This is a genomic window from Paenibacillus sp. FSL P4-0127 (genome assembly GCF_038007325.1).
GTDB classification, from domain to species: Bacteria; Bacillota; Bacilli; order Paenibacillales; family Paenibacillaceae; genus Fontibacillus; species Fontibacillus macerans.
In genome coordinates, this window is sequence record NZ_JBBOWY010000001.1 from 3,927,839 (window position 1) to 3,947,586 (window position 19,748).

The 19,748-nt window shown below is 55.2% G+C and carries 15 protein-coding genes; 9 read left to right on the forward strand and 6 right to left on the reverse strand.

Annotation, left to right across the window (positions count from 1 at the left end; all coding sequences use genetic code 11):
* Positions 1-5 precede the first annotated feature (5 nt).
* Entirely contained in the window at positions 6-647 is a 642-nt protein-coding gene (locus NYE74_RS17735) for a TetR/AcrR family transcriptional regulator (protein ID WP_155619475.1), read from the reverse strand.
* 191 nt (positions 648-838) lie between these two features.
* Here NYE74_RS17735 and NYE74_RS17740 point away from each other — a divergent pair, with 191 nt between their 5' ends.
* The 5 genes from NYE74_RS17740 (at position 839) to NYE74_RS17760 (ending at position 7,636) form a co-directional block, all read left to right on the forward strand.
* Positions 839-2,341, forward strand: coding sequence for a DHA2 family efflux MFS transporter permease subunit (locus tag NYE74_RS17740; RefSeq protein ID WP_341005040.1), 1,503 nt, complete (start codon positions 839-841; stop codon positions 2,339-2,341).
* 249 nt (positions 2,342-2,590) lie between these two features.
* Positions 2,591-3,598 (forward strand): 2-oxoacid:acceptor oxidoreductase family protein, encoded by a 1,008-nt coding sequence (locus tag NYE74_RS17745; protein WP_278738326.1) that lies wholly within the window; start codon positions 2,591-2,593, stop codon positions 3,596-3,598.
* Between the two features lie 27 nt (positions 3,599-3,625).
* Positions 3,626-5,932: a thiamine pyrophosphate-dependent enzyme gene (locus NYE74_RS17750; RefSeq protein ID WP_036622428.1), complete on the forward strand. Its 2,307-nt coding sequence runs from the start codon at positions 3,626-3,628 to the stop codon at positions 5,930-5,932.
* Between the two features lie 55 nt (positions 5,933-5,987).
* Entirely contained in the window at positions 5,988-6,986 is a 999-nt protein-coding gene (locus tag NYE74_RS17755; RefSeq protein WP_124332748.1) for an acrylyl-CoA reductase family protein, read from the forward strand.
* Between the two features lie 92 nt (positions 6,987-7,078).
* Positions 7,079-7,636: a hypothetical protein gene (locus NYE74_RS17760; RefSeq protein ID WP_124332749.1), complete on the forward strand. Its 558-nt coding sequence runs from the start codon at positions 7,079-7,081 to the stop codon at positions 7,634-7,636.
* 68 nt (positions 7,637-7,704) lie between these two features.
* Here NYE74_RS17760 and NYE74_RS17765 read toward each other — a convergent pair whose 3' ends face one another.
* A complete protein-coding gene (locus NYE74_RS17765) occupies positions 7,705-8,217 on the reverse strand; it encodes a MogA/MoaB family molybdenum cofactor biosynthesis protein (RefSeq protein ID WP_036622434.1) in 513 nt (170 codons plus the stop codon).
* A 301-nt stretch (positions 8,218-8,518) separates the two neighbouring features.
* On the opposite strand from NYE74_RS17765, the gene NYE74_RS17770 reads away from it, so the two are divergent.
* Together NYE74_RS17770 and NYE74_RS17775 are read left to right on the forward strand one after the other, a co-directional pair.
* Complete coding sequence (locus NYE74_RS17770; protein WP_341005043.1) at positions 8,519-9,709, forward strand: CobW family GTP-binding protein; 1,191 nt, start codon at positions 8,519-8,521, stop codon at positions 9,707-9,709.
* Between the two features lie 931 nt (positions 9,710-10,640).
* Positions 10,641-11,522, forward strand: a complete 882-nt coding sequence (locus NYE74_RS17775) for a protease complex subunit PrcB family protein (RefSeq protein ID WP_036622438.1) — start codon at positions 10,641-10,643, stop codon at positions 11,520-11,522.
* Positions 11,523-11,610: 88 nt separating this feature from the next.
* Here NYE74_RS17775 and NYE74_RS17780 read toward each other — a convergent pair whose 3' ends face one another.
* Both NYE74_RS17780 and NYE74_RS17785 read right to left on the reverse strand, forming a co-directional pair.
* The gene (locus NYE74_RS17780; RefSeq protein ID WP_124332751.1) at positions 11,611-13,683 is read right to left on the reverse strand and encodes an ABC transporter ATP-binding protein; all 2,073 of its coding nucleotides are present in this window, start codon (positions 13,681-13,683) and stop codon (positions 11,611-11,613) included.
* Between the two features lie 16 nt (positions 13,684-13,699).
* Entirely contained in the window at positions 13,700-15,445 is a 1,746-nt protein-coding gene (locus NYE74_RS17785; RefSeq protein WP_124332752.1) for an ABC transporter ATP-binding protein, read from the reverse strand.
* Between the two features lie 453 nt (positions 15,446-15,898).
* Here NYE74_RS17785 and NYE74_RS17790 point away from each other — a divergent pair, with 453 nt between their 5' ends.
* Complete coding sequence (locus tag NYE74_RS17790; protein ID WP_124332770.1) at positions 15,899-16,201, forward strand: HesB/YadR/YfhF family protein; 303 nt, start codon at positions 15,899-15,901, stop codon at positions 16,199-16,201.
* A gap of 86 nt (positions 16,202-16,287) precedes the next feature.
* Here the strand turns inward: NYE74_RS17790 and NYE74_RS17795 are convergent, their stop codons facing one another.
* Positions 16,288-16,791, reverse strand: a complete 504-nt coding sequence (locus tag NYE74_RS17795; protein ID WP_036622444.1) for a hypothetical protein — start codon at positions 16,789-16,791, stop codon at positions 16,288-16,290.
* 176 nt (positions 16,792-16,967) lie between these two features.
* Between NYE74_RS17795 and NYE74_RS17800 the strand changes: the two genes are divergently transcribed.
* Positions 16,968-18,731 (forward strand): ABC transporter ATP-binding protein, encoded by a 1,764-nt coding sequence (locus NYE74_RS17800; protein ID WP_036622446.1) that lies wholly within the window; start codon positions 16,968-16,970, stop codon positions 18,729-18,731.
* A 563-nt stretch (positions 18,732-19,294) separates the two neighbouring features.
* Here NYE74_RS17800 and NYE74_RS17805 read toward each other — a convergent pair.
* The gene (locus NYE74_RS17805; protein ID WP_155619469.1) at positions 19,295-19,747 is read right to left on the reverse strand and encodes a DUF441 domain-containing protein; all 453 of its coding nucleotides are present in this window, start codon (positions 19,745-19,747) and stop codon (positions 19,295-19,297) included.
* Between the last annotated feature and the right edge of the window lies 1 nt (position 19,748).

Sequence of the window (19,748 nt, forward strand, 5' to 3'; positions counted from 1 at the left end):
AACCGCTATAAATCGGCGTTCTCCCGGTTTTGATTCGACACGTCCTGTTCGCAGTATCTGGCGAAATAATGCTTAAACAATATATCGATCTGCCGCTCGACCGCATCGCGGTCGGGATCGCCGGCGATATGCTTGATATGCTGCATCATGATGATCGGAAACAACACGGCGGCGTTGATTTGCAGCATCATGATGTTGAGGATCTCCGGATCCGCCTCCCCGGTAATTTCCCCCACCGTAGATCTGATTTTGTTGAAACCGGTCGTCTTTAAGAAGCTGCTGAACTCCTGATTGGATTCAAACGTGATGTTTCCTTTGCCGAGAACCTCCTGAAGCAGCCCGGGATACTGGGAAATGTAGTCGACATATTGAAGCATAAACGCTTTCAAGCGGTCTTTCGGATTCAGGGCGGTGTCGTCAAGTACGGTAAAGTTGGCTTGAAACGAGGTTAGCAGCATTTTCAGCGCCTCGTTAATCAACTTGTCCTTTGAACCAAAATAATAGTTGACCAGCGCCAGGTTGACATTGGCGGCCGCGGTGATTTTGCGCAGCGTGACTTGATCGGCACCCTCCGTTTTAATGAGCTCCAGCGTTGCGTTTAAAATATTTTTTTTGGTGGTCAGCCCATGATCGGCACAGTAGCCCATAGTTCCGCTCCTTTATGGCGTAAATCATCTCAGCCTAAGTATACCAAATGTCAACGCGGGATTAAATCCGCGAATCCGAGTTAAATTAAAATCTGTTCGCTTGACAAAACCGGGGGAGGGATATTTAATATTAAATTAAACAATGTTTAAAACGTTGTTTAAACCATAGATAGAAAGTTGAGTGAGAGAGTATGCCGAATACTGCGGGAAACCCGGCCAACGCCCAAGAGTTTTCCATCCGCTCCATCATTGCGCCGATGTTAGCCGTCATTGTCGGCATGATTATGGTCATATTGGATAGTACGGTGGTCAATGTCGCCGTTCCCCGGCTGGTGGATTATTTTGCCACGGATTTGAAGACGGTGCAGTGGACGATCACCGGATACACACTCGCGTTATCCGCCGTGATCCCCTTGGCCGGCTGGATGACCGATAAATTTGGCGAGAAGCGGATCTTCCTGATTACGATCGCCTTGTTTACCATTGGTTCGGTCTTATGCGCTTTGGCCGAGACGCCGGCCCAATTAATCGTGTTCCGCATCATTCAAGGCTTGGGAGGCGGGATGGTCTCGCCGATCGGTTTTGCGATGGTGTTCAAGCTTGCCCCTCCGGATAAGCGCGGCGCGGTCATGGGCGCGCTCGGCGTGCCGATGCTGCTGGCGCCGGCCCTCGGTCCGGTTTTGTCCGGCTGGATGGTCGAAAATTTAAGCTGGCACTGGATTTTTCTGATCAATTTGCCGATCGGCATCATCGCTTTATTGGTGGGCCTGCGTTTTTTGCCGAAATCCGAACGGCGGGAAGCGCCGCGGTTGGATATGTTCGGGATGATTTTAGCCCCTATCGCCTTTGCGATGCTGACCTTTGGGGTCGGCGAAGGAGGCGCAGGCTGGACTTCCGCGGCTACGATTACGGGGCTCAGCGTTGGCGCTATGGCTTTGCTTCTCTTCATCATCGTTGAATTCAGACATAAACAGCCATTGCTGGAGCTGAAGGTATTCCGTTCCTCCCATTTTACGCGGGGGATCGTGCTGGTCTGGATTGCCCAGGCGGCGTTGTTCGGCTCGATGATTTTAACGCCGCTATACTTGCAGCAGGTAAGAGGCTACAGCGCCTTCGAAACCGGGATTTTCCTGCTTCCTCAAGCGCTGGCCTCGGCCTTCTTCATGCCGATCAGCGGACGGCTGTTTGACCGGGTCGGGGCCCGCCCGCTCGCATTTATCGGCCTCGGCATCGTATCCGCCGCCTTGTTCCTGCTGTCGCGGATCACGGCGGACACCAGCCTCGGCATGGTTTTGCTTCCGCTCGGGCTGCTCGGCAGCGGTATGGGGCTAACGATGATGCCGCTGAACACCCATATCCTGAACTCCGCGCCGCGCCATTTGGTCGCCCGGGTCACGCCGCTGATGACCGCCGCGCAGCAGGTGATCGTCTCCTTTGCGGTCGCCGGGTTAACCGGGTATTTAACCTCGCGGATCAACAGCCATATGGCGGAGGCGGCGCTGATGGGAGGAAGCGATTCGCTGCAGGCCGCTGCGGCCGGGTTCGGCGATACTTACTTTGTGGCGTCTTGCCTGGCCGCCGCCGGTTTTGTGCTTACCCTGATGCTGTCCAGACCGAAAAAGCAGGCCGAACCTGCCGAAGCGCAGGCCGGCGAAGGGGCTCAGGCGGACCCTGGAGTGATGATCGGACATTAGATGAAGTAAGGATGCAATGAAAACGGGATATAGGTTGAAGCGAGAGCATCTCCGGCAGATCGGAGGGCTCTCGCTTTTTGTTTATTTGGCGGCGCAAATCAAGAATGTATATATGACATTTGTTACATAAGTCACACGTCTTCTGTGATATTTTAAAAATTAACAAAGTCATGCTGTATTGTCATTCATCGATAGTTTGTTTTAACGCTGTTAATAAACTCGCTATGCGAGAAGGAGGGGGCCAAACGCGTGGTACAGTTGCCGAAAGTAAATGAGCTTGGTTTTTTTGAAATTCGTTTGGAATCCATTGGAGGCTTGGGAGCCAACCTGGCCGGCAAAATGCTGGCGGAAGCCGGGGTGGAGGGAGCTGGCTTCAACGGGGTCAGCTTCTCGTCTTACGGCTCGGAGAAAAAAGGCTCCCCGGTAAAGGCGCATATCCGGTTTTGCGACTTAAATACGCCGATCCGCGATACGTCGCCGGTGGAACGGCCGCATATCGTCGGCATTTTTCAGGAGGCGTTGTCCAAAACGGTGAACGTCATCAGCGGAATTTACGAGGACAGCACCGTACTTGTCAATTCGCGCAAAACTCCGCAAGAGCTCAAGGAAAAAATGAAGCTTGTCGGCGGGACGATCGCCGTCATCGATGCGACCGGGATCGCGCTTGAGGAGAAGAACCGGGTCAATATGGCGATGCTCGGGGCTTTGTTCCGGTTATGTCCGTTCCTTGATCCGGAAACGATGAAAGACGTTATCCGCAAATCGCTGGAGAAGAAATATCCGCAGACGGTGGCGCCCGCTTTGGCGACGTTTGACCGCGGATACAAAGAGGTTGTGTTTGAAACGTTTGCGCTGCCGGAAGGCGTCAGCATGCCCGCTTTCGTACGCGCCGATACGCCGATGCTCGGGTATGAAACCCAGCCGATCGGCGGAATTGTCGTCAATCCGGGCAACAGCATTCTGAAAGATCTCAGCATTTCCCGCTCCGGGATGATGCCGCATTTTAAAGCGGAAACTTGCATCAATTGTGCGGCTTGCGACAATGTTTGTCCGGACAATTGCTTTGTATGGGAAGAACAGCCGGATAAAAAAGGGCGGCCGCAGATGTTCCTGAAAGGCATCGATTACCAGTACTGTAAAGGCTGCCTGAAATGCGTTCACGCTTGTCCGACGGACGCTTTGTCCGGGGAGCGGGAAGAAGACGGTTATGCGGAGGAGCATCGGGTTCCGCATCTGTTCGATTTGGCGGTTCATTAATATTAAGGGGAAAGGTGGTACAAACATATGGCGATCGATATTGAAACAGAACGCCGCGCCGGCACGGTCGAACAGCGCGTCGTGTATGAGTCGGGCAACGAAATGGCCGCTTATGCCGCGAGCCAGATCAATTATCATATCATGGGGTATTTTCCGATTTCCCCGTCCACGGAGGTCGCGCAGTTTCTCGATTTGATGAAAGCGAACGGCCAACATGACATCAAGCTTATTCCTTCGGACGGCGAGCACAGCTCCGCCGGGATTTGCTATGGTGCTTCCACCGCCGGCGGGCGGGTATTTAACGCGACCAGCGCGCAAGGCTATTTGTATATGCTGGAGCAGATGCCGGTGCAGTCGGGAACCCGCTTCCCGATGGTCATGAACCTGGTTTGCCGGGCGATCTCCGGGCCGCTGGACATCCACGGCGACCATTCGGACCTGTACTTTGCGCTGAACACCGGCTGGCCGATTCTGATGTGCCGCGACCCGCAGGCCGTTTACGACATGAACATCATGGCGATCAAGCTAGCCGAGGATCCGGAGGTAAGGCTGCCGGTGCTCGTCGCTTCGGACGGCTATTTTACGTCGCATCAAAAACGCCGGGTGCATACCTTCGCGAAACAAGAAGACGTGCTGAAATTCATCGGGGAACGCCCGCCGGCGGGGTTTGCGCACACGCTTGACCGCAACAACCCGATTACGGTCGGCCCGTATATGAACGAGCCCGATTATATCAACAACTGCTACCAGCAGTCTGTGGCGATGTACAACGCGGAACGCGTTTTCGAGCGCATTGCCGGCGAATACGAGGCGCTGACCGGCCGGGAATACAAGGTGCTTGATCTGTACCGGATGGAGGATGCGGAAGTCGCGGTCTTCCTGATGAATTCGGCGTCCGAAATCATCAAGGACGTGGTTGACGACTTGCGCCGCCAAGGCATCAAAGCGGGCTCGATCGCGCCGAACATGATCCGCCCGTTCCCGCAGAAGCAAATCGCCGAGGCGCTCAAAAACGTCAAGGCGATCACCGTTGGCGACCGCGGCGATTCCTACGGGGCGTACGGCGGAAACATGGTCAACGAGATCAAGGCGGCGCTGTTTACGCACGGCAACCATACAACGAAGGTGATCAGCCGGATCTACGGCCTCGGGGGCAAAGAGTTTTACGCCGAAGACGGACATCACTTTTTCAAGCTGGCGATCGATGCCGCGGAGAAGGGACATGTTGAGGTTCCGTTCGATTATTACGGCCATACGCCGGGCGATCCGGACAAAACGCCGAAGCGGGTGCTGAATCCGCTCAAATTCGAAGATTTGAAGACCGGGCTGATCACCGTTACCCGGAACGAAGAAACCGGCAAACTGGGCGTGCGGATTCCGCCGCTGCGCTCGCTTACGAAGAAGCCGAAGCGGATCGCTCCGGGCCACGGCGCTTGTCCGGGCTGCGGGATTTTCTCCGGTTTGGAGCTGTTTTTCAAAGGGATCGAAGGCGATATCGTGGCGCTGTTCCATACGGGCTGCGCGATGGTCGTAACGACAGGGTATCCGTATTCCTCCCACAAGGCGACCTATATTCACAACCTGTTCCAGAACGGCGCGGCCACCCTGTCCGGGGTCGTCGAGATGTTTTGGGAAAGAAAACGCCGGGGCGAACTGGACGATCTTGGCCTGAAGGACGACTTTACGTTCGTGATGGTCACCGGCGACGGCGGGATGGATATCGGCATGGGACCGGCGATCGGGGCCGCGCTGCGCAATCACAAAATGATAATCATCGAGTACGATAACGAAGGATACATGAACACCGGGGCGCAATTGTCCTATTCGACACCGCTGGGCCACCGGACTTCCACGTCCAATATCGGCAAGGTGCAAAAAGGGAAGGCGTTCCAGCATAAAGACACGGCGCAAATTATGGCGGCGACCAACATCCCTTACGTCTTTACGGGCAGCGAGGCTTATCCTCAGGATTTGGTGAAAAAGGCGGCCAAAGCGCAGTGGTATGCGCAAAACGAAGGGCTGGTTTATGGTAAAATATTGATAGCCTGTCCGCTCAACTGGATCAGCCCCGACGACCAGGGCACAAATATCGTCGATGCGGCGGTGAACTCCTGCTTTTTCCCGCTGTACGAAGTCGAGCATGGACAGACGACGATTACGTACAACCCGGAGGAGAAGGGTAAACGTGTGCCGTTGACGGACTGGCTGAAAACGATGGGCAAAACCCGCCATTTAACGAAGCCGGAAAATGCCGAAGCGCTGGCCGAATTTGAACGGGAGGTCGAGCGCCGCTGGCAGATGCTGCTGGCCAAGCATGAGCATCCTTATCTTTGATGTAAAATGAGTGTTCACAGCACTTTTTGAACTACCTCTTAAAGGAGGAAAAACAATGGAACAACAATTTCGCGCCTTCCGCGTGCATCAGGACGAGCAGGGATTTCGCGCCGGGCTGGAGACGATCGGCTTGTCCGACCTGCCCGATGCCGAGGTCACGATTCGCGTCCACTATTCGGGCGTCAACTATAAAGACGGACTGGCGAGCATTCCGGACGGCAAAATCGTGAGAAAGTATCCGTTTATCCCCGGGATCGATTTGGCCGGAGAAGTCGCCGAATCGCGCGATGCGCGGTTTCGGCCCGGGGATCTGGTGCTGTGCACCGGCTACGGGCTGGGCGTAACGCATGAAGGCGGCTTTGCCGAAATCGCCCGGGTGCCCGGGGACTGGCTCGTGCCGCTGCCGCAGGGGCTGACGGCCCAGGAGGCGATGGCGATCGGCACCGCCGGCTTTACGGCGGCATTGTCCGTACAACGCCTGCTCGATAACGGGCTGGCGCGGGAGGACGGCCCCGTCCTTGTCGCGGGGGCGACCGGCGGCGTCGGCAGCATGGCCGTGGCCATTCTCGCCAAACTGGGGTTTGAAGTCGTTGCCGTCACCGGCAAAACCGGTGTAAGGGAAAAACTTCTGGCGTTTGGCGCGTCCGACGTGATCTCGCGGGAAGAGGCATCGTCCGGAGCCAAAGGGGCGCTCGGCAAGGAACGCTGGGCAGCCATCGTCGACCCGGTTGGCGGCGCGATGACGGCCGATTTGCTTAAAGCGGTCAAATACGGCGGTTCTGTCGCCTTGTCCGGACTGACTGCGGGCGGTAACGTGGAAACCACCGTTTATCCGTTTATTTTGCGGGGCGTGAATCTGCTTGGCATCGATTCCGTCTTTTGCCCGACGCCGCTGCGCCTTCAGTTATGGCTGCGGCTGGCCGGGGAATGGAAGCCGGAGCGCGCGCTGAACGAAGGGATTAACGTATATCCCCCTGAGCAGCTTCCGCAAACGCTGGAAACGATCCTTTCCGGCCAGGCCGTTGGCCGGCAGGTGATCGTTTTTAAAGATTAGACCCAGAGGATGGTATAAACTGGGCGCATATGAGACACCCTAACCCCATCGGAGCGGCAAGCGAAAGCTTTGTGCAAAGGTGGGGTATTGACATGAATTGGTGTAAACTCGGTCTTGGCCTGGTATTGGCGGTATCGCTGTCCACGGGCTGCGGTAATGGGATGCAAAAAGTGGCGAAGCAGGAAATGGAAAAATACAATATGAACAGCTACCGGAAGGGCAACCACAGGCAGCTGACGAGCGGAACGACGCTCAACACCTCCTTGCTGCGTTCGTTAAAGGCGGAGTGCGCCGAGCGGGGAATCCGTTTAACGCATGAAACGTATGCCGAAGGGCTTGATGGGAATATCAGCTACAGTTATTTCATTAACGGAGACGCGCGGCATTTCATCATCGTTCACGTTTTCCCCAGCGAGCAGGACCGGATTCGCGAAATGACGGAAATTTACGGCTCCGGCGATGGATCCGGCGATGGAAAGAAGGGGCTTCACGCGGCTGCTGCAGCCAGCCAGGCTTCCGTCATACGGACCCGGGACAACGCGGCGTTGGTTTACGCCTCCACGGCGCAAAAAAACAGTCAATATCGCGAGCAAATGAAAACGATCTTTGACCGTCTTTTGATGCGGATGCAGGACCGCGCCGCCCAATAATTATGAAGCGATAACCAACCTCTTTTTCAGGGCCGCACCCGGTAAGAGGTTGGTTATTTTTTTGGATATTATTTTTTGTAAATTTCCCGCATCACATGGCGCAGTTCGGGGATAATGATCCGCTCCATGGCGAGTTTGACGGCCCCTTGCGAACCGGGCATGGAAAACACGGCTTTGTTGCTGATCGTTCCGGCAATCGCCCGGCTAAGAATCGCGGCGGCACCGATATCCTCGGTAAAGCTGAGATAGCGGAAAATTTCGCCGAATCCGGGCATCTCTTTATTCAGCAAGCTGCGGACCGCTTCATACGTTGTGTCCCGGGGCGCGATCCCGGTTCCGCCGGTAAGCAGCACCGCTTCGATACTGCGGTCGGAGGCCGCTTCGCGCAGCAGCTGGCGAATCCCGTCGTAATCGTCTTTGACGATGACGTACCTGGCAACCCGGTAACCGTTCTGCTGCAGCAGCTCTTTGATCAGCCGGCCGCTGCTGTCCGTTTCTTCCGTCCGCGTGTCAGATACCGTGACCACCAGGCATGATACTTGATCCGGCGCTTCATTCCGATGTTCATCTACAGATCTCATCTTTAAATCGATTCCTTTCAGGTTGAGATAGAGTTAATCCCATTTTATCACTTCCTGGGCAAAACATCTCGGCATGAAATGCGGCGTGAAATAGGGGTTGAAATAAAGTGTGAAACAGCGACTTTAAAAAAGAGTGTGAAACAGCGGCTTGAAACAGGGGGGGGAAACAGCGGCGTGAAATAGGGCTTGAAATAGGGTTGCATGTCCTTGCCGCTTGGTGTAAACTCGCATTCGTACAGATGGAACGAATGCCGCCCAACCATAGCATGGTGGTCAGCCTAGAAGGAGAAGAGGGGAAGTCATGGAGAAAATTACGCAAGTATATATATTGTCCGGATTTTTGGGGAGCGGTAAAACAACGCTGCTGCAGCGATTGCTGCGGTTTTGGCAGGATAAAGGTTTGCGCCCGGCTGTCATCATGAACGAAATCGGGGACGTCAACCTGGACGGCCTGCTCGTCCCGGGCGAAGTGCCGATGGCGGAAATGCTGGGAGGCTGCATTTGCTGCACGATCCGCGGGGATTTAAGCGTACAGATGGCCGAGCTGATCTCGGCGGAAAAGCCGGATCTGGTCGTCATCGAGGCGACCGGGGCGGGCAATCCGCTGGAGATATTCGACGCGGTCACCGAAGTGTCGCTGTATTTGAAGCTGGAGATAAAACCGATGATCACCGTCGTGGACGCGGCGCATTTGGCCGAACTGCACGATTTGCAAAAGGGGAAAACCTACCGTTTAATGCTGGAACAAATCCGCTGCGGGTCCGTCCTTATCCTGAACAAGATCGATATGATCGGCGGGGGGCGGCAGCGGGAAATGATCGATTTACTGAGCAAGCTAAACCCATACGCGCAAATCGTGTCCACCGTGAAATGTGAGGTCGACATTCCCGGTTTGTTGAGCGGAGGACGGTCCGGTTCCGGGGGGCGCGATCTCCGGCTTGGTCATGAAGAGAACGACTATGGGCACGGGCACGAACATGGGCAAGTACTTGAACCTTTACACGAGCATCAACATGAGCACAAGCACGAGCACGAACTGGAGAACAAACACAAGCACGAACACAAACATAAGAACGAACACAGACACGAACATGAGCATCAACACGAGCGCAAGCATGAACGTGAGCACGAATTTGCGTCACATGACCATGAGCATAACCATAACCATGACCACGATCACGATCACCATTACCCCCATACTTCGCATGAGCATGTTACCGTGTATACGCACTATTTTAACGGGCCGGTGGACAGTGAAGAGTTCGAACGGTTTATTGCCGAGCTGCCGCGCGAAGTGTACCGGGGCAAAGGCGTTTTGACCTTTACCGACACGGCCAGCCGCTTTCTGTTCCAATACGCCTACCGGGAAGCGGATTACTTGAAAATTACGCCGCAAGGCGAGGTGCCGGATGTGGCCGTGTTCATCGGCGAGCATTTCGACCGGGAGCTGATCGCGCGGCGCTTAAAAGAGCTTGAACGCAAACAAGCGTAGAAGCGGTGCAGAAAATCGGGCCGGATGGACCTCGATTTCCGAAAGCGGCGGGACGGATAGACCAAGTCGTCCAACCCCCCCGCCCACTGCCGGCACGCGCCGCAGCAAAGCGTTCTGGGAACTGTGAAACAGAGGTGAAAAGTGGGCTCAACCTAAGTATCGGCGCTTGACAGCCAGTTAAATGGAACGGCCTGCCGCCGGCGTTCAAAATAACGGCACTTTATGTGCTTATTATCCGGAGCTGGGCGTGTACATCCTCATTAGGGCATTTATATACTTATATTCCTATAAATGGGGAAGATTACCGGAATTTCCTTACGACGGAGGAAAATAGCGGCATAAATCGCCTCTATTCCTCTCAAATGGGCGGATATCGCCGGAATAACGACATTTTTTGTACTTATTTTTTTCGCCGGAGTTTCTCAAGCAACTTGGCTTATTTGTTCAGCGTCCCTCTCCCCCTTGAGGCCCTGATCCCAATACCATCGTGCTGGAAAACTGAATAGTTAGGATGAAGATGCGTGCCTTTAAGCCTAGTTTGTCATTCTAGCGGTTGTGATCGCCGTTATTTTGATAAAATAGAGGTGAAATTAAATTTAACGGTTGTGACAGAGCTTATTTCGCTTTTCTTCTACGAATTCGAGCCTCTTTCACTGAATAAGATCAACCACAACCGTTAGAAATTGAATTCTCGTCTTTTTGGCGAAATAAGCTCGAGTACAACCGTTAGAAAAAGACTGGAGATCCAGAAAGCAGGGGCTGTTAACTTCAAACGAATAGGTTAGTCAAATAACCATTAAGCCGCACCGTCTACTGTCTACTGTCTACCGTCTGCTGCCGAACAATTACGAGCACACATAAATTTGTGAAACGGAAATTACTGCAACCTTTTGGGCGGGCCTCCCGTCTAGGGGGACAGAGGTGATGAGATATGAAAAAAACGCCAAAATTGAAACTTTCAGCCGCTCTGCTGCTGGCCGGTTCGCTGCTTTTGACGACTTCCGTTTCTGCTTTCAGCGATGTGCAGGGAGATGACGCCGGTATTACCGAGTCACTGCAACAAAAAGGAATCATCCAAGGAATTACGCCGGACAAGTTCGTTCCCATGGGCAAACTGACTGGAGCACAGGCGGTGACGATGATCGTCAACGGGCTTGGTCTCAAAGTGAAGGACGCCGCCAAATCACAGGTTCCCGCCAAGGATGAATGGTATTCCTCCGCGCTGCGGATCGCCGCAGACAAAGGTATCAAGCTGCCCAAAGACTTTGACCCCAATGCCGAGCTGACGCGGGAAGCTTTTGCCGATATTTTGGTGCAGGCCGTAGGTACGACTGGCGACTATCCAATGGTCAAAATGTTCATCGAAATCGCCGATGCCGATCAGATCACCGTGGAATATTCGGGCCACATCCAGCAGCTGCTGCTAATGAAGATCGCCAGCCTGGACGAGCAGGGCAAATTCCATCCGCAGGATACCATAACCCGCATTGAAGCGGCCCGGCTCGTATATAATGCGGCCGAATACATCGATAAATACAAGGAAGCCGAACAGGGGATGCAGGATAACGTAAGCTTTCAAGTCGAAAAAGTAAACGACCAAATCAACAAGGTGGTGCTCACCCGCGCCGAGCAGCCGAACCCGGGATACGGCATCCGTGTAGCTAAAGTGGAGTTCTCCGGCGACAAGGCCACCGTCTATTACGAACTGCTGTCCCCCGAACCGGGCATGAATTATATTCAGGTCATTTCCGATACGAGGGCAGAGACGTACATCTCCAGCCAATATACGGTGGAGGTTAAGAAACTGCCTTGACCAAAACGCACATGTGAAAATTTACAGATTTCTTTAAACTAAAAAAAACTTCAGAACCGCCTAATAAGCGGGTCTGAAGTTTTTTTTGTCAGCGCGGATTAGCCACCGGCGCCCAGGGCTGGCCTGCCGCCGGCGCGCCGGGCGCTTCCGCGCCTCCGTGCTGCAGGCGGTACATTTGATAGTACCGTCCGCCCATGGCGAGCAGCTCATCGTGGGTGCCGCGCTCGGCGATTTCGCCGCGATGCAGCACGAGGATCTGGTCGGCGCTGCGGATCGTGGACAAGCGGTGCGCGATGATGAAAGTGGTCCGGCCCCGCTTCAACACCTCCAGCGCGTTTTGGATCAGCGCTTCGGTTTCCGTATCGATGTTGGCGGTCGCCTCATCGAGAATCAGGATGGCCGGGTCGAAGGCAAGCGCCCGCGCAAACGAGATCAGCTGGCGTTCGCCGGCGGAAAGGGTGCTGCCTTTTTCCACGACCGGTTCGTCCAGCCCTTTGGGCAGATGCGCGAGAATCCGCGTTGCACCGACGTCGCGTAAAGCCTGCTCCGCCGCTTCCCGGGAGATCCGCTCGTCGCCCAAAGTGACGTTGGACAGAATCGTCCCGGTGAACAGGTAAGGGTCCTGCAGCACGATGCCCATATGCCGGCGGATCCACTGCTTGGGCAGGTCCTTCACCGGCTGGCCGTCGATCGTGATCAGGCCTTTTTGCGGATCGTAAAACCGGAACAGCAGGTTGATGATCGAGCTTTTGCCGGACCCGGTATGCCCGACCAGCGCCACCGTTTGGCCCTGCTTCGCTTCGAACGAAATATTTTTCAGCACGTAATCCTGCTTATAAGCAAACGATACGTCCTTGAACTCCACGTTCCCTTTGTAACGCGGCATCGAGCCGTCCGTGACGTCTTCGCCCGGTTCGTCCATCAGGGCAAACACCCGCCCGGCGGACACCATCGAGGTGTCGAGCGCGGCCAATTGGTTGACCATCCCGGTGATCGGCTGGAACAGACGCCCCAGCACGTCGACGAAGGCGTACAGCACGCCGAGCGAAATAACGCTGTCCCCGCCAAGCTGCGCCGAACCGAAATACCAGAGCACCGCGGCAAAAGCGAGGTTGCGGATTACGTTCACCAGGTTATGCGACGTAAAAGCGTTCAGGTTCAGCATTTTGTTCTGATGTTTCATATAATCGTCGTTCAGGTTTTCGAACTCTGCCTTTGTTTTCGCCTCGCGGCGGAAAATGCGGATGATCGACATGCCCTGGATCGACTCGTTGATGATCGCGTTGATCTCGCTAAGCCGCGAGCGGATGATCGTGTTGTATTTGGTGGCGAATTTCCGGTACAGCACCACCCACAGGTAGATGACCGGCACGATGAACAAGCAGATCAGGCCGAGCCGCACGTCGAGAATAAACAACGCCACATAGACGCCCAGCATATTGATAATCCCGGAAAAAAAGTTCGCCAGCACCGCGATAAACAAATCTTTGACCGCTTCCGTGTCGTTCGTCACCCGGGATACGACTTTCCCGGCCGGCAGATTGTCGAAGAAATACACCGGCAGCCGCTGAATGTGGGCGTAGACGTCCATGCGCAGCTTGCGGATGACCTTGTTGGCGGACGATTGCAGCCAATACGTTTTGCCGAATTCCATCACGATGGAGACGGCCAGAAAAACGAAGTACCATATAATCAGCGAAATAATGCCGGGAACCTCGGGTTTGTAAAAAGCGAACAGCCCGGAGGCGCTGAGCTTTTGCGCCGGATATTCGCTAACGGTGCCGTCCTTGCGGGCGATGGTCAGGACGCCGTCCTTAAAGCTGCGGTCGCCGGTGACGTCCGCGACCGGCTCATCGATGAACAGGAAGCTGGTTCCGGCCTGCAGCACGCGCACCTCACCGCCTTTGGCTTCGCTTTCCGCAAAGCGGTCGCCCCGCTTAAAGTACCGGCCGTCGTAAAGGACGGTGCTCTCGTCCTGGCTTGCCGTTTCGTAAAACGGCTGTTCGATCGCCAGCATATGATCGTCGATCATCGCGCGGGCGATAAACGGGCCGGCGAGTTCGGCGGCGACGCCGATCGCCAGCATGACGAGCGCGAGTATAAAGGTATTTTTGGCCGTTAAAGCGTATTTGAATAACGATTTCCCCGTATGGGCGTGCATAACTTAGGACACCTCCTTAGTCAGTCAGGGTCGATTCCACCTGCTGGCGTTCGTATTGTTCGCGGTACCAGCCGCCGCGCGCAAGCAGCGATTCGTGGGTACCTTCTTCAATGATGCGGCCTTTCTCCAGCACGACGATCCAGTCGGCATGCTCTACGGCGGACAGCCGGTGCGTGGAGATGAGCGTCGTTTTGCCGGCCCGGCGGGTGCGGATATTTTCGATGATCCGGGCTTCGGTCCGCGCATCGACGGCCGACAGCGCGTCGTCGAGAATCAGGATGTCCGGGTCGGCGATAAACGCCCGGGCCAGCGACACGCGCTGCTTCTGACCGCCGGAAAGGGCCACGCCTCTCTCGCCGACCAGAGTGTCCAGCCCGTCGGACAACGTACCCAGGTCCTGGTCAAATGCGGCGGTGCGGATCGCTTCCATGATGGTTTCATCCGGCGCGTCTTTGAAGCCGAACTGAATGTTCTCGCGGACCGTTTTGGAGAACAGGATCTGCTCCTGCGGCACATACCCGACCCACCCGTGCAGCTGCTTCAGCGCGATATCCTGGATCGGCACGCCGGAGACGGTCAGCTCGCCGCTGCCGAGCGGATACTCGTGCAGCAGCTGCTTCAGCAGCGTCGACTTGCCGCTGCCGGTCCGGCCGACGATGCCGAGCGTTTCTCCGCGCCGGATCGTCAGGTCGATCTGCTCCAGATTGTTGACGGTCGACGTCGGATAACGGAACGTGACGTCTTTGAATTCGATCGTTTCCGGCGTTTCCACCCGCACCGGATTCGGCACGTCCTGAACGTCCGGCTTGACGTTCAGCGTTTCGTTGACGCGGTCGAGCGAAGCGCCGCCGCGCTGCATAATGTTAATCAGTTCGCCGATCGCAAACATCGGCCAGATCATCATCCCCAGGTACATGTTGAAGGACACGAGATCGCCCAGGGTTAATTCGTTATGAAAGACGAGATAAATGCCGTACGTCAGTCCGATCGCATAGCTTAGCCCGACGCAAAGCCGGATGGTCGGCTCGAAGTAGGCGTCCACTTTGGCGACCGCCAGGTTTTTCTGGTAAACGTCGTTGGTGATGTCGGCAAAACGCTGTTCATCATTCCGTTCCTGCACATAGGCGCGAATGACACGGATGCCGGCGATCGATTCCAGCACCTGATCGTTCATGTCCCCGAACGCATCCTGGGCCAGCGTGTAACGCTCATGGATGATCTTCCCGTAAATCTTCATCGCCAGGGCGATAAAGGGGAGGGGGATGATCGCCGCGAGCGTCAGCTTCCAGCTGATCAACGTGCTCATGGCGATAAAAATGACCGCCAGATACGCCGTCGAGTCGGTGAGCGTCAGCATCCCGAAGCCGGCGGTTTGGGCGACCGAGCGCAGGTCGTTCGTGGCCCGGGCCATCAGATCCCCGGTACGGCTCCGCTCGAAAAACGGCGGCGTCATCCGCAGCAGATGGCTCATAAAACGCGAGCGCAGCAGCCGCTCGACCAAGTTCGAGCCGCCGAACAGCGAATGCATCCATATGTAGGTGGTCAGATAGATGAACAGCAGAAAGCCGATGATGAGCAGAATATATTTCGTGAGCGAGCCCCAAGTTACGGTGCCGCCCACGATTTCGTCGATGGCGCTGCCGAGCAGCCGCGGCGGGGCGAGTTCAGCGATTCCGGCCACGATGAGCAGGAACAGGCCGATGGTGTAGCGCCTCTTTTCACGCTTAAAAAACCAGCCCAAATTTTTCAGAACCGAAAACATGTTGCGATTTCCTCCTTTTTCCATACCAGGTTGTTCTACAGCTTGAAAAACGGCAAAAAAGGCATACCGTCCGTAAACGATATGCCTTAAAGAACCTTAACATATGCCGCGTACGCCGCTTTATTATCAAAAGCAGCCCCGCGTATAATTTCGCCGCCGAATCCGTCCCTTCATAACAATTGGCGGTTAGCGTTCGATTCGTTTCAAGCGGGCAGGGTCTGCCCCGGTATTCGGTTGTAGGCGATCCGTACGCGGACGTACATCGGAATCTTTGAACTTGAACACCGTGCTCACCCTTTCTTCATTGGTAATTACTTGAAAATGCGATTCGTATGTTCCCGATTGTATCACCGGATTCAAGAAGATGTCAAACTTTATTTTTCCGCTTCCGAACAAGGGTTTGGCAATCGGCCCGGTTTGGTCTACAATAAGAGAAAAAGGAGAGGGGAGATTCTGATGATCCACGTTACACAAGAAGCAGCCGAATGGTTTAAACGGGAGTTGGACCTGAAAAACGGGCAAGCCGTGCGCTTTTTCGCCCGCTACAGCTCGGGGGGGAAACTGTATCCGGGGTTCTCGCTTGGCATCGGAGTCGATCGCCCGGTATCGCCGGCCTTGACTTCGGAGGTGGAGGGCATCACGTTCTACATGGAGGACCAGGATAAGTGGTATTTGGACGGCTATCATTTGAATGTGACGTATGACGAGGGGCTTGGCGACATTGAATATAAATACGAGGCGGCACTCCCAAACTGACCGCCTTATCGCCGGAAGCGCAAGAAGCCGCATGCCATAACGAAACAAGGCCCGTTCTTTACGGGCCTTTTCTGTCTTTTTCCTCATCAGATAATGCTGTCTTCCATGGCAAATTCAAAATCGCCGATATCAAACACTTGAACCGGCATTTCCGCTTCGATGATCCGCCGGATCAGCTCCAATTGATCGGTTAGAATCGGGGCGTTCTCCCGCTGGGCGGTAAGCACGATTTCCGTTTCGATCGGGTCGAGAAATTCGCCGTATTGCTCATTGTCGACCGCGTTGATGACGGTCCAGGATATTTTATCGCCGAACAATATGGACGGGCTTTTGGACCAGGGCACGCCTAACGCGCGTTCAAGCTTCTTGCGGTTTAGCGGCTCCTCCAAATAAGCGATCAGCTCGGCTATTTTTTGTTTGACGTGGAAATCGTCGGCCGGATCGTTCATCAACGGTTCCGGGCTGTTTTGAAATTCATAGAGCTCCATGACGGTGGTGTAGGGTACAATATATTCAACAGGTGCCTGGGGCACCAGCAATTCTCCATAAATCGCCACCATCACGGCTTCAATGACAAATCGGCGTGACATGGTCATCCTCCTAAACCGGCCTGTGCCTCGTTGCTATATTATTTTCATAGTGAGTTATCAATTATAATGGAGTATACCACAATCGGTTTATAAATTCAGCTTTGCTTGACGAAAATCGGCGTTTATCCCCAAAATCGGGATATGTTGCCATTTCAGGAGAGGGATGTGTACGCAAATTGAAATATTGGAAAGCCTATTTTACGTTTGTCCGGCCTTATACGAAGTGGATTATATTAACCTTGTTCATCGGCATGCTGAAGTTCGGCATTCCGTCGCTGCTCCCGCTCGTGCAAAAATACGTGGTGGACGATATATTGCTGAACGGGAGCATGGCGGCCGGGCAAAAGGTGCCGCAGCTGATGATGGTACTGGGAATTACGCTGTTCCTGTTCGTCATCGTCCGCGGACCGGTGGAATATGCGCGGCAGTATTTCGCCCAGTTTATCACGGCGCGGATATTGTTTGACTTGCGGAACCGGCTGTACGGGCATCTGCAGCGGCTATCGCTAAGGTATTATCAGAACACGAAGGTGGGGGAGATCATTTCCCGCTTCATCAACGACGCGGAGCAGACGAAAAACATCGTCGAAGTCGGGATGATGAATGTCTGGCTGGACACGTTTACGCTCGTGTTCGTGTTGGGATTTATGTTTTATTTGAACCCGCTGCTGGCGCTGGTGTCGATCGCGATTTTTCCGCTGTACGCCATCGCGGTCAAGGTGCTGTATAAGCGGCTGAAAAAGCTGACCAAAGACCGGTCCGCGGCCCTGGCAGGCATTCAGGCTTATTTGCATGAGCGCATTCAGGGGATCTCGGTCATCCGCAGCTTTGCGCTGGAGCGGCACGACCGCAAGAAATTCGAAGGAATCAACGGCAAATATTTGCAAAAAGCGATGGCCCACAGCCGCTGGAACGCCTGGACGTTCGCCATCATCAACACGATGACCGACATCGCGCCGCTGCTCGTGATCGGATACGGCGGCTACCAGGTGATTCAGGGGCATCTGACCTTGGGGACGTTCGTGGCCTTTTTCGGCTACCTGGACCGTTTGTACGCGCCGCTCAAGCGGCTGATCAATGCGTCGACGACGCTGACGCAGGCCTCCGCCTCGTGGGAACGGGTGCTGGAGCTGCTCGAGCAGCCGTACGACATGACCGATGCGCCGGACGCGGCGGCGCTGCCCCGGGGCAGCCACGGCGTGGCGTTCCGGAACGTTTGGTTCAGGTACCAGGAGCAAGGGCAGTGGGTGCTGAAGGATATTTCGTTTGCGGCGGCGCCCGGGCAAACGGTGGCGTTCGTCGGCATGAGCGGCGGCGGGAAATCGTCGCTGGTCGGTTTGATTCCCCGTTTCTACGATATAGAGAAAGGGGAGGTCGTCGTCGGGGGCCGGGACGTCCGGCAGTGGACGATGGAAAGCCTGCGCAGCCGGATCGGCATGGTGCTGCAGGACAATTTCCTGTTCAGCGGCAGCGTGCGCGACAACATTTTGTTCGGCCGCCCGGACGCGAACGAGGAGGCGGTCATCGCTGCGGCGAAAGCGGCCAATGCGCATGATTTCATCATGCAGCTGCCAAGCGGCTACGACACCGAGGTCGGGGAACGCGGCGTGAAGCTGTCCGGCGGCCAAAAGCAGCGGATCGCCATCGCCCGCGTGTTCCTGAAGGATCCGCCGATCCTCATCCTCGACGAGGCGACGTCCGCGCTCGACCTGGAGTCGGAGCATCTGATCCAGCAGTCGCTGCTGCAGCTTGCGCACAGCCGTACGACGCTGATCGTCGCGCACCGCCTGTCCACGATCACCCATGCCGACCAAATCATCGTCATGAAGGACGGCGAAATCGCCGAACGCGGTACGCACGAGGAACTGATGGCTAAACCGGAAGGCGTGTATGCGCAGCTCTACAATATCCAGAATTTAAGCCCGGTGGAGGTAGGGTAATGACGGGCTCGGCAACGATCTCAGGCCGCCTGCTCCGATTGTCGGCCGGTGAGGGAGTTATTAAATAACGGAAAAAAAGTACGTTATTTCAGTTCATTTACCGAAAATGCGGGCAATAGAGGGAAAAAATGGCGTTATTTTTCGAAGAAGAGAGCAATCAGGACAGTTCTTGGCGGCTGGATAGAAAATAAGACCATAATTTTCCCCTATTCTACCAAGCAACCTTCACAACGAGGAAATAGATACAAAAAGTTCCGCTATTCTCTTTCGTAACGGACCTGAACGAAATTATCCGGGCCCAAACAAGCTGATTTTGCCCCTAACGGACTGGGTGGGCGTTATTTGGCCGAATGGCACAAGAGTATGCTCATTGAGAGCAAATAACGCCCGCTGGCCCGCTGAGTCCGTAAGCTTGGGAAATACCGGGAAATGGTGCGAATAGCGGCATCTGGGTCCGTTAGCATCGGAAGCCGTTGCCGGCCGATTATCAGCTTGGACTTACGTGAACTTAAGGTGACTGCCCCTCGTTTAGGTCCTATCGGCAGGGCGGAGGGTGCGGCAGCCTACAGCTTCCCGATCACCAGCGACAAAATCCCGGCGGCGATCAGCGGGCCGACGGGGACGCCGCGGAAAAAGGCGACGCCGAGCACCGTGCCGATGAGTAACCCCGCCACGACGGTCGGCTGGCTGCCCATCAGCGCCGCGCCGCGGCCGCCGAGCCAGGCGACAAGCATGCCGACGCCGATGGCGAGCAGCGATTTCCAGTTGAGAAAAGATGCCCACAGCGTCTGGATCGAGATTTTCCCGCTGGCGACGGGGCTCATGACGCCGATGGTTAAAATGATGATGCCGATCGTCAGACCGTACTTGTCCAGCCAGGGAAACGTGCTGTTCAAATGCAGCACGCGCAGCAGCAGCAGGACGATCATCGCCACCGTGATCGGCATATTGCTGCTGAAGATCCCGAGCGCGGCCAGAAGCAACAGCAGCAGCGCCGTGACATCGATTTGATTCATG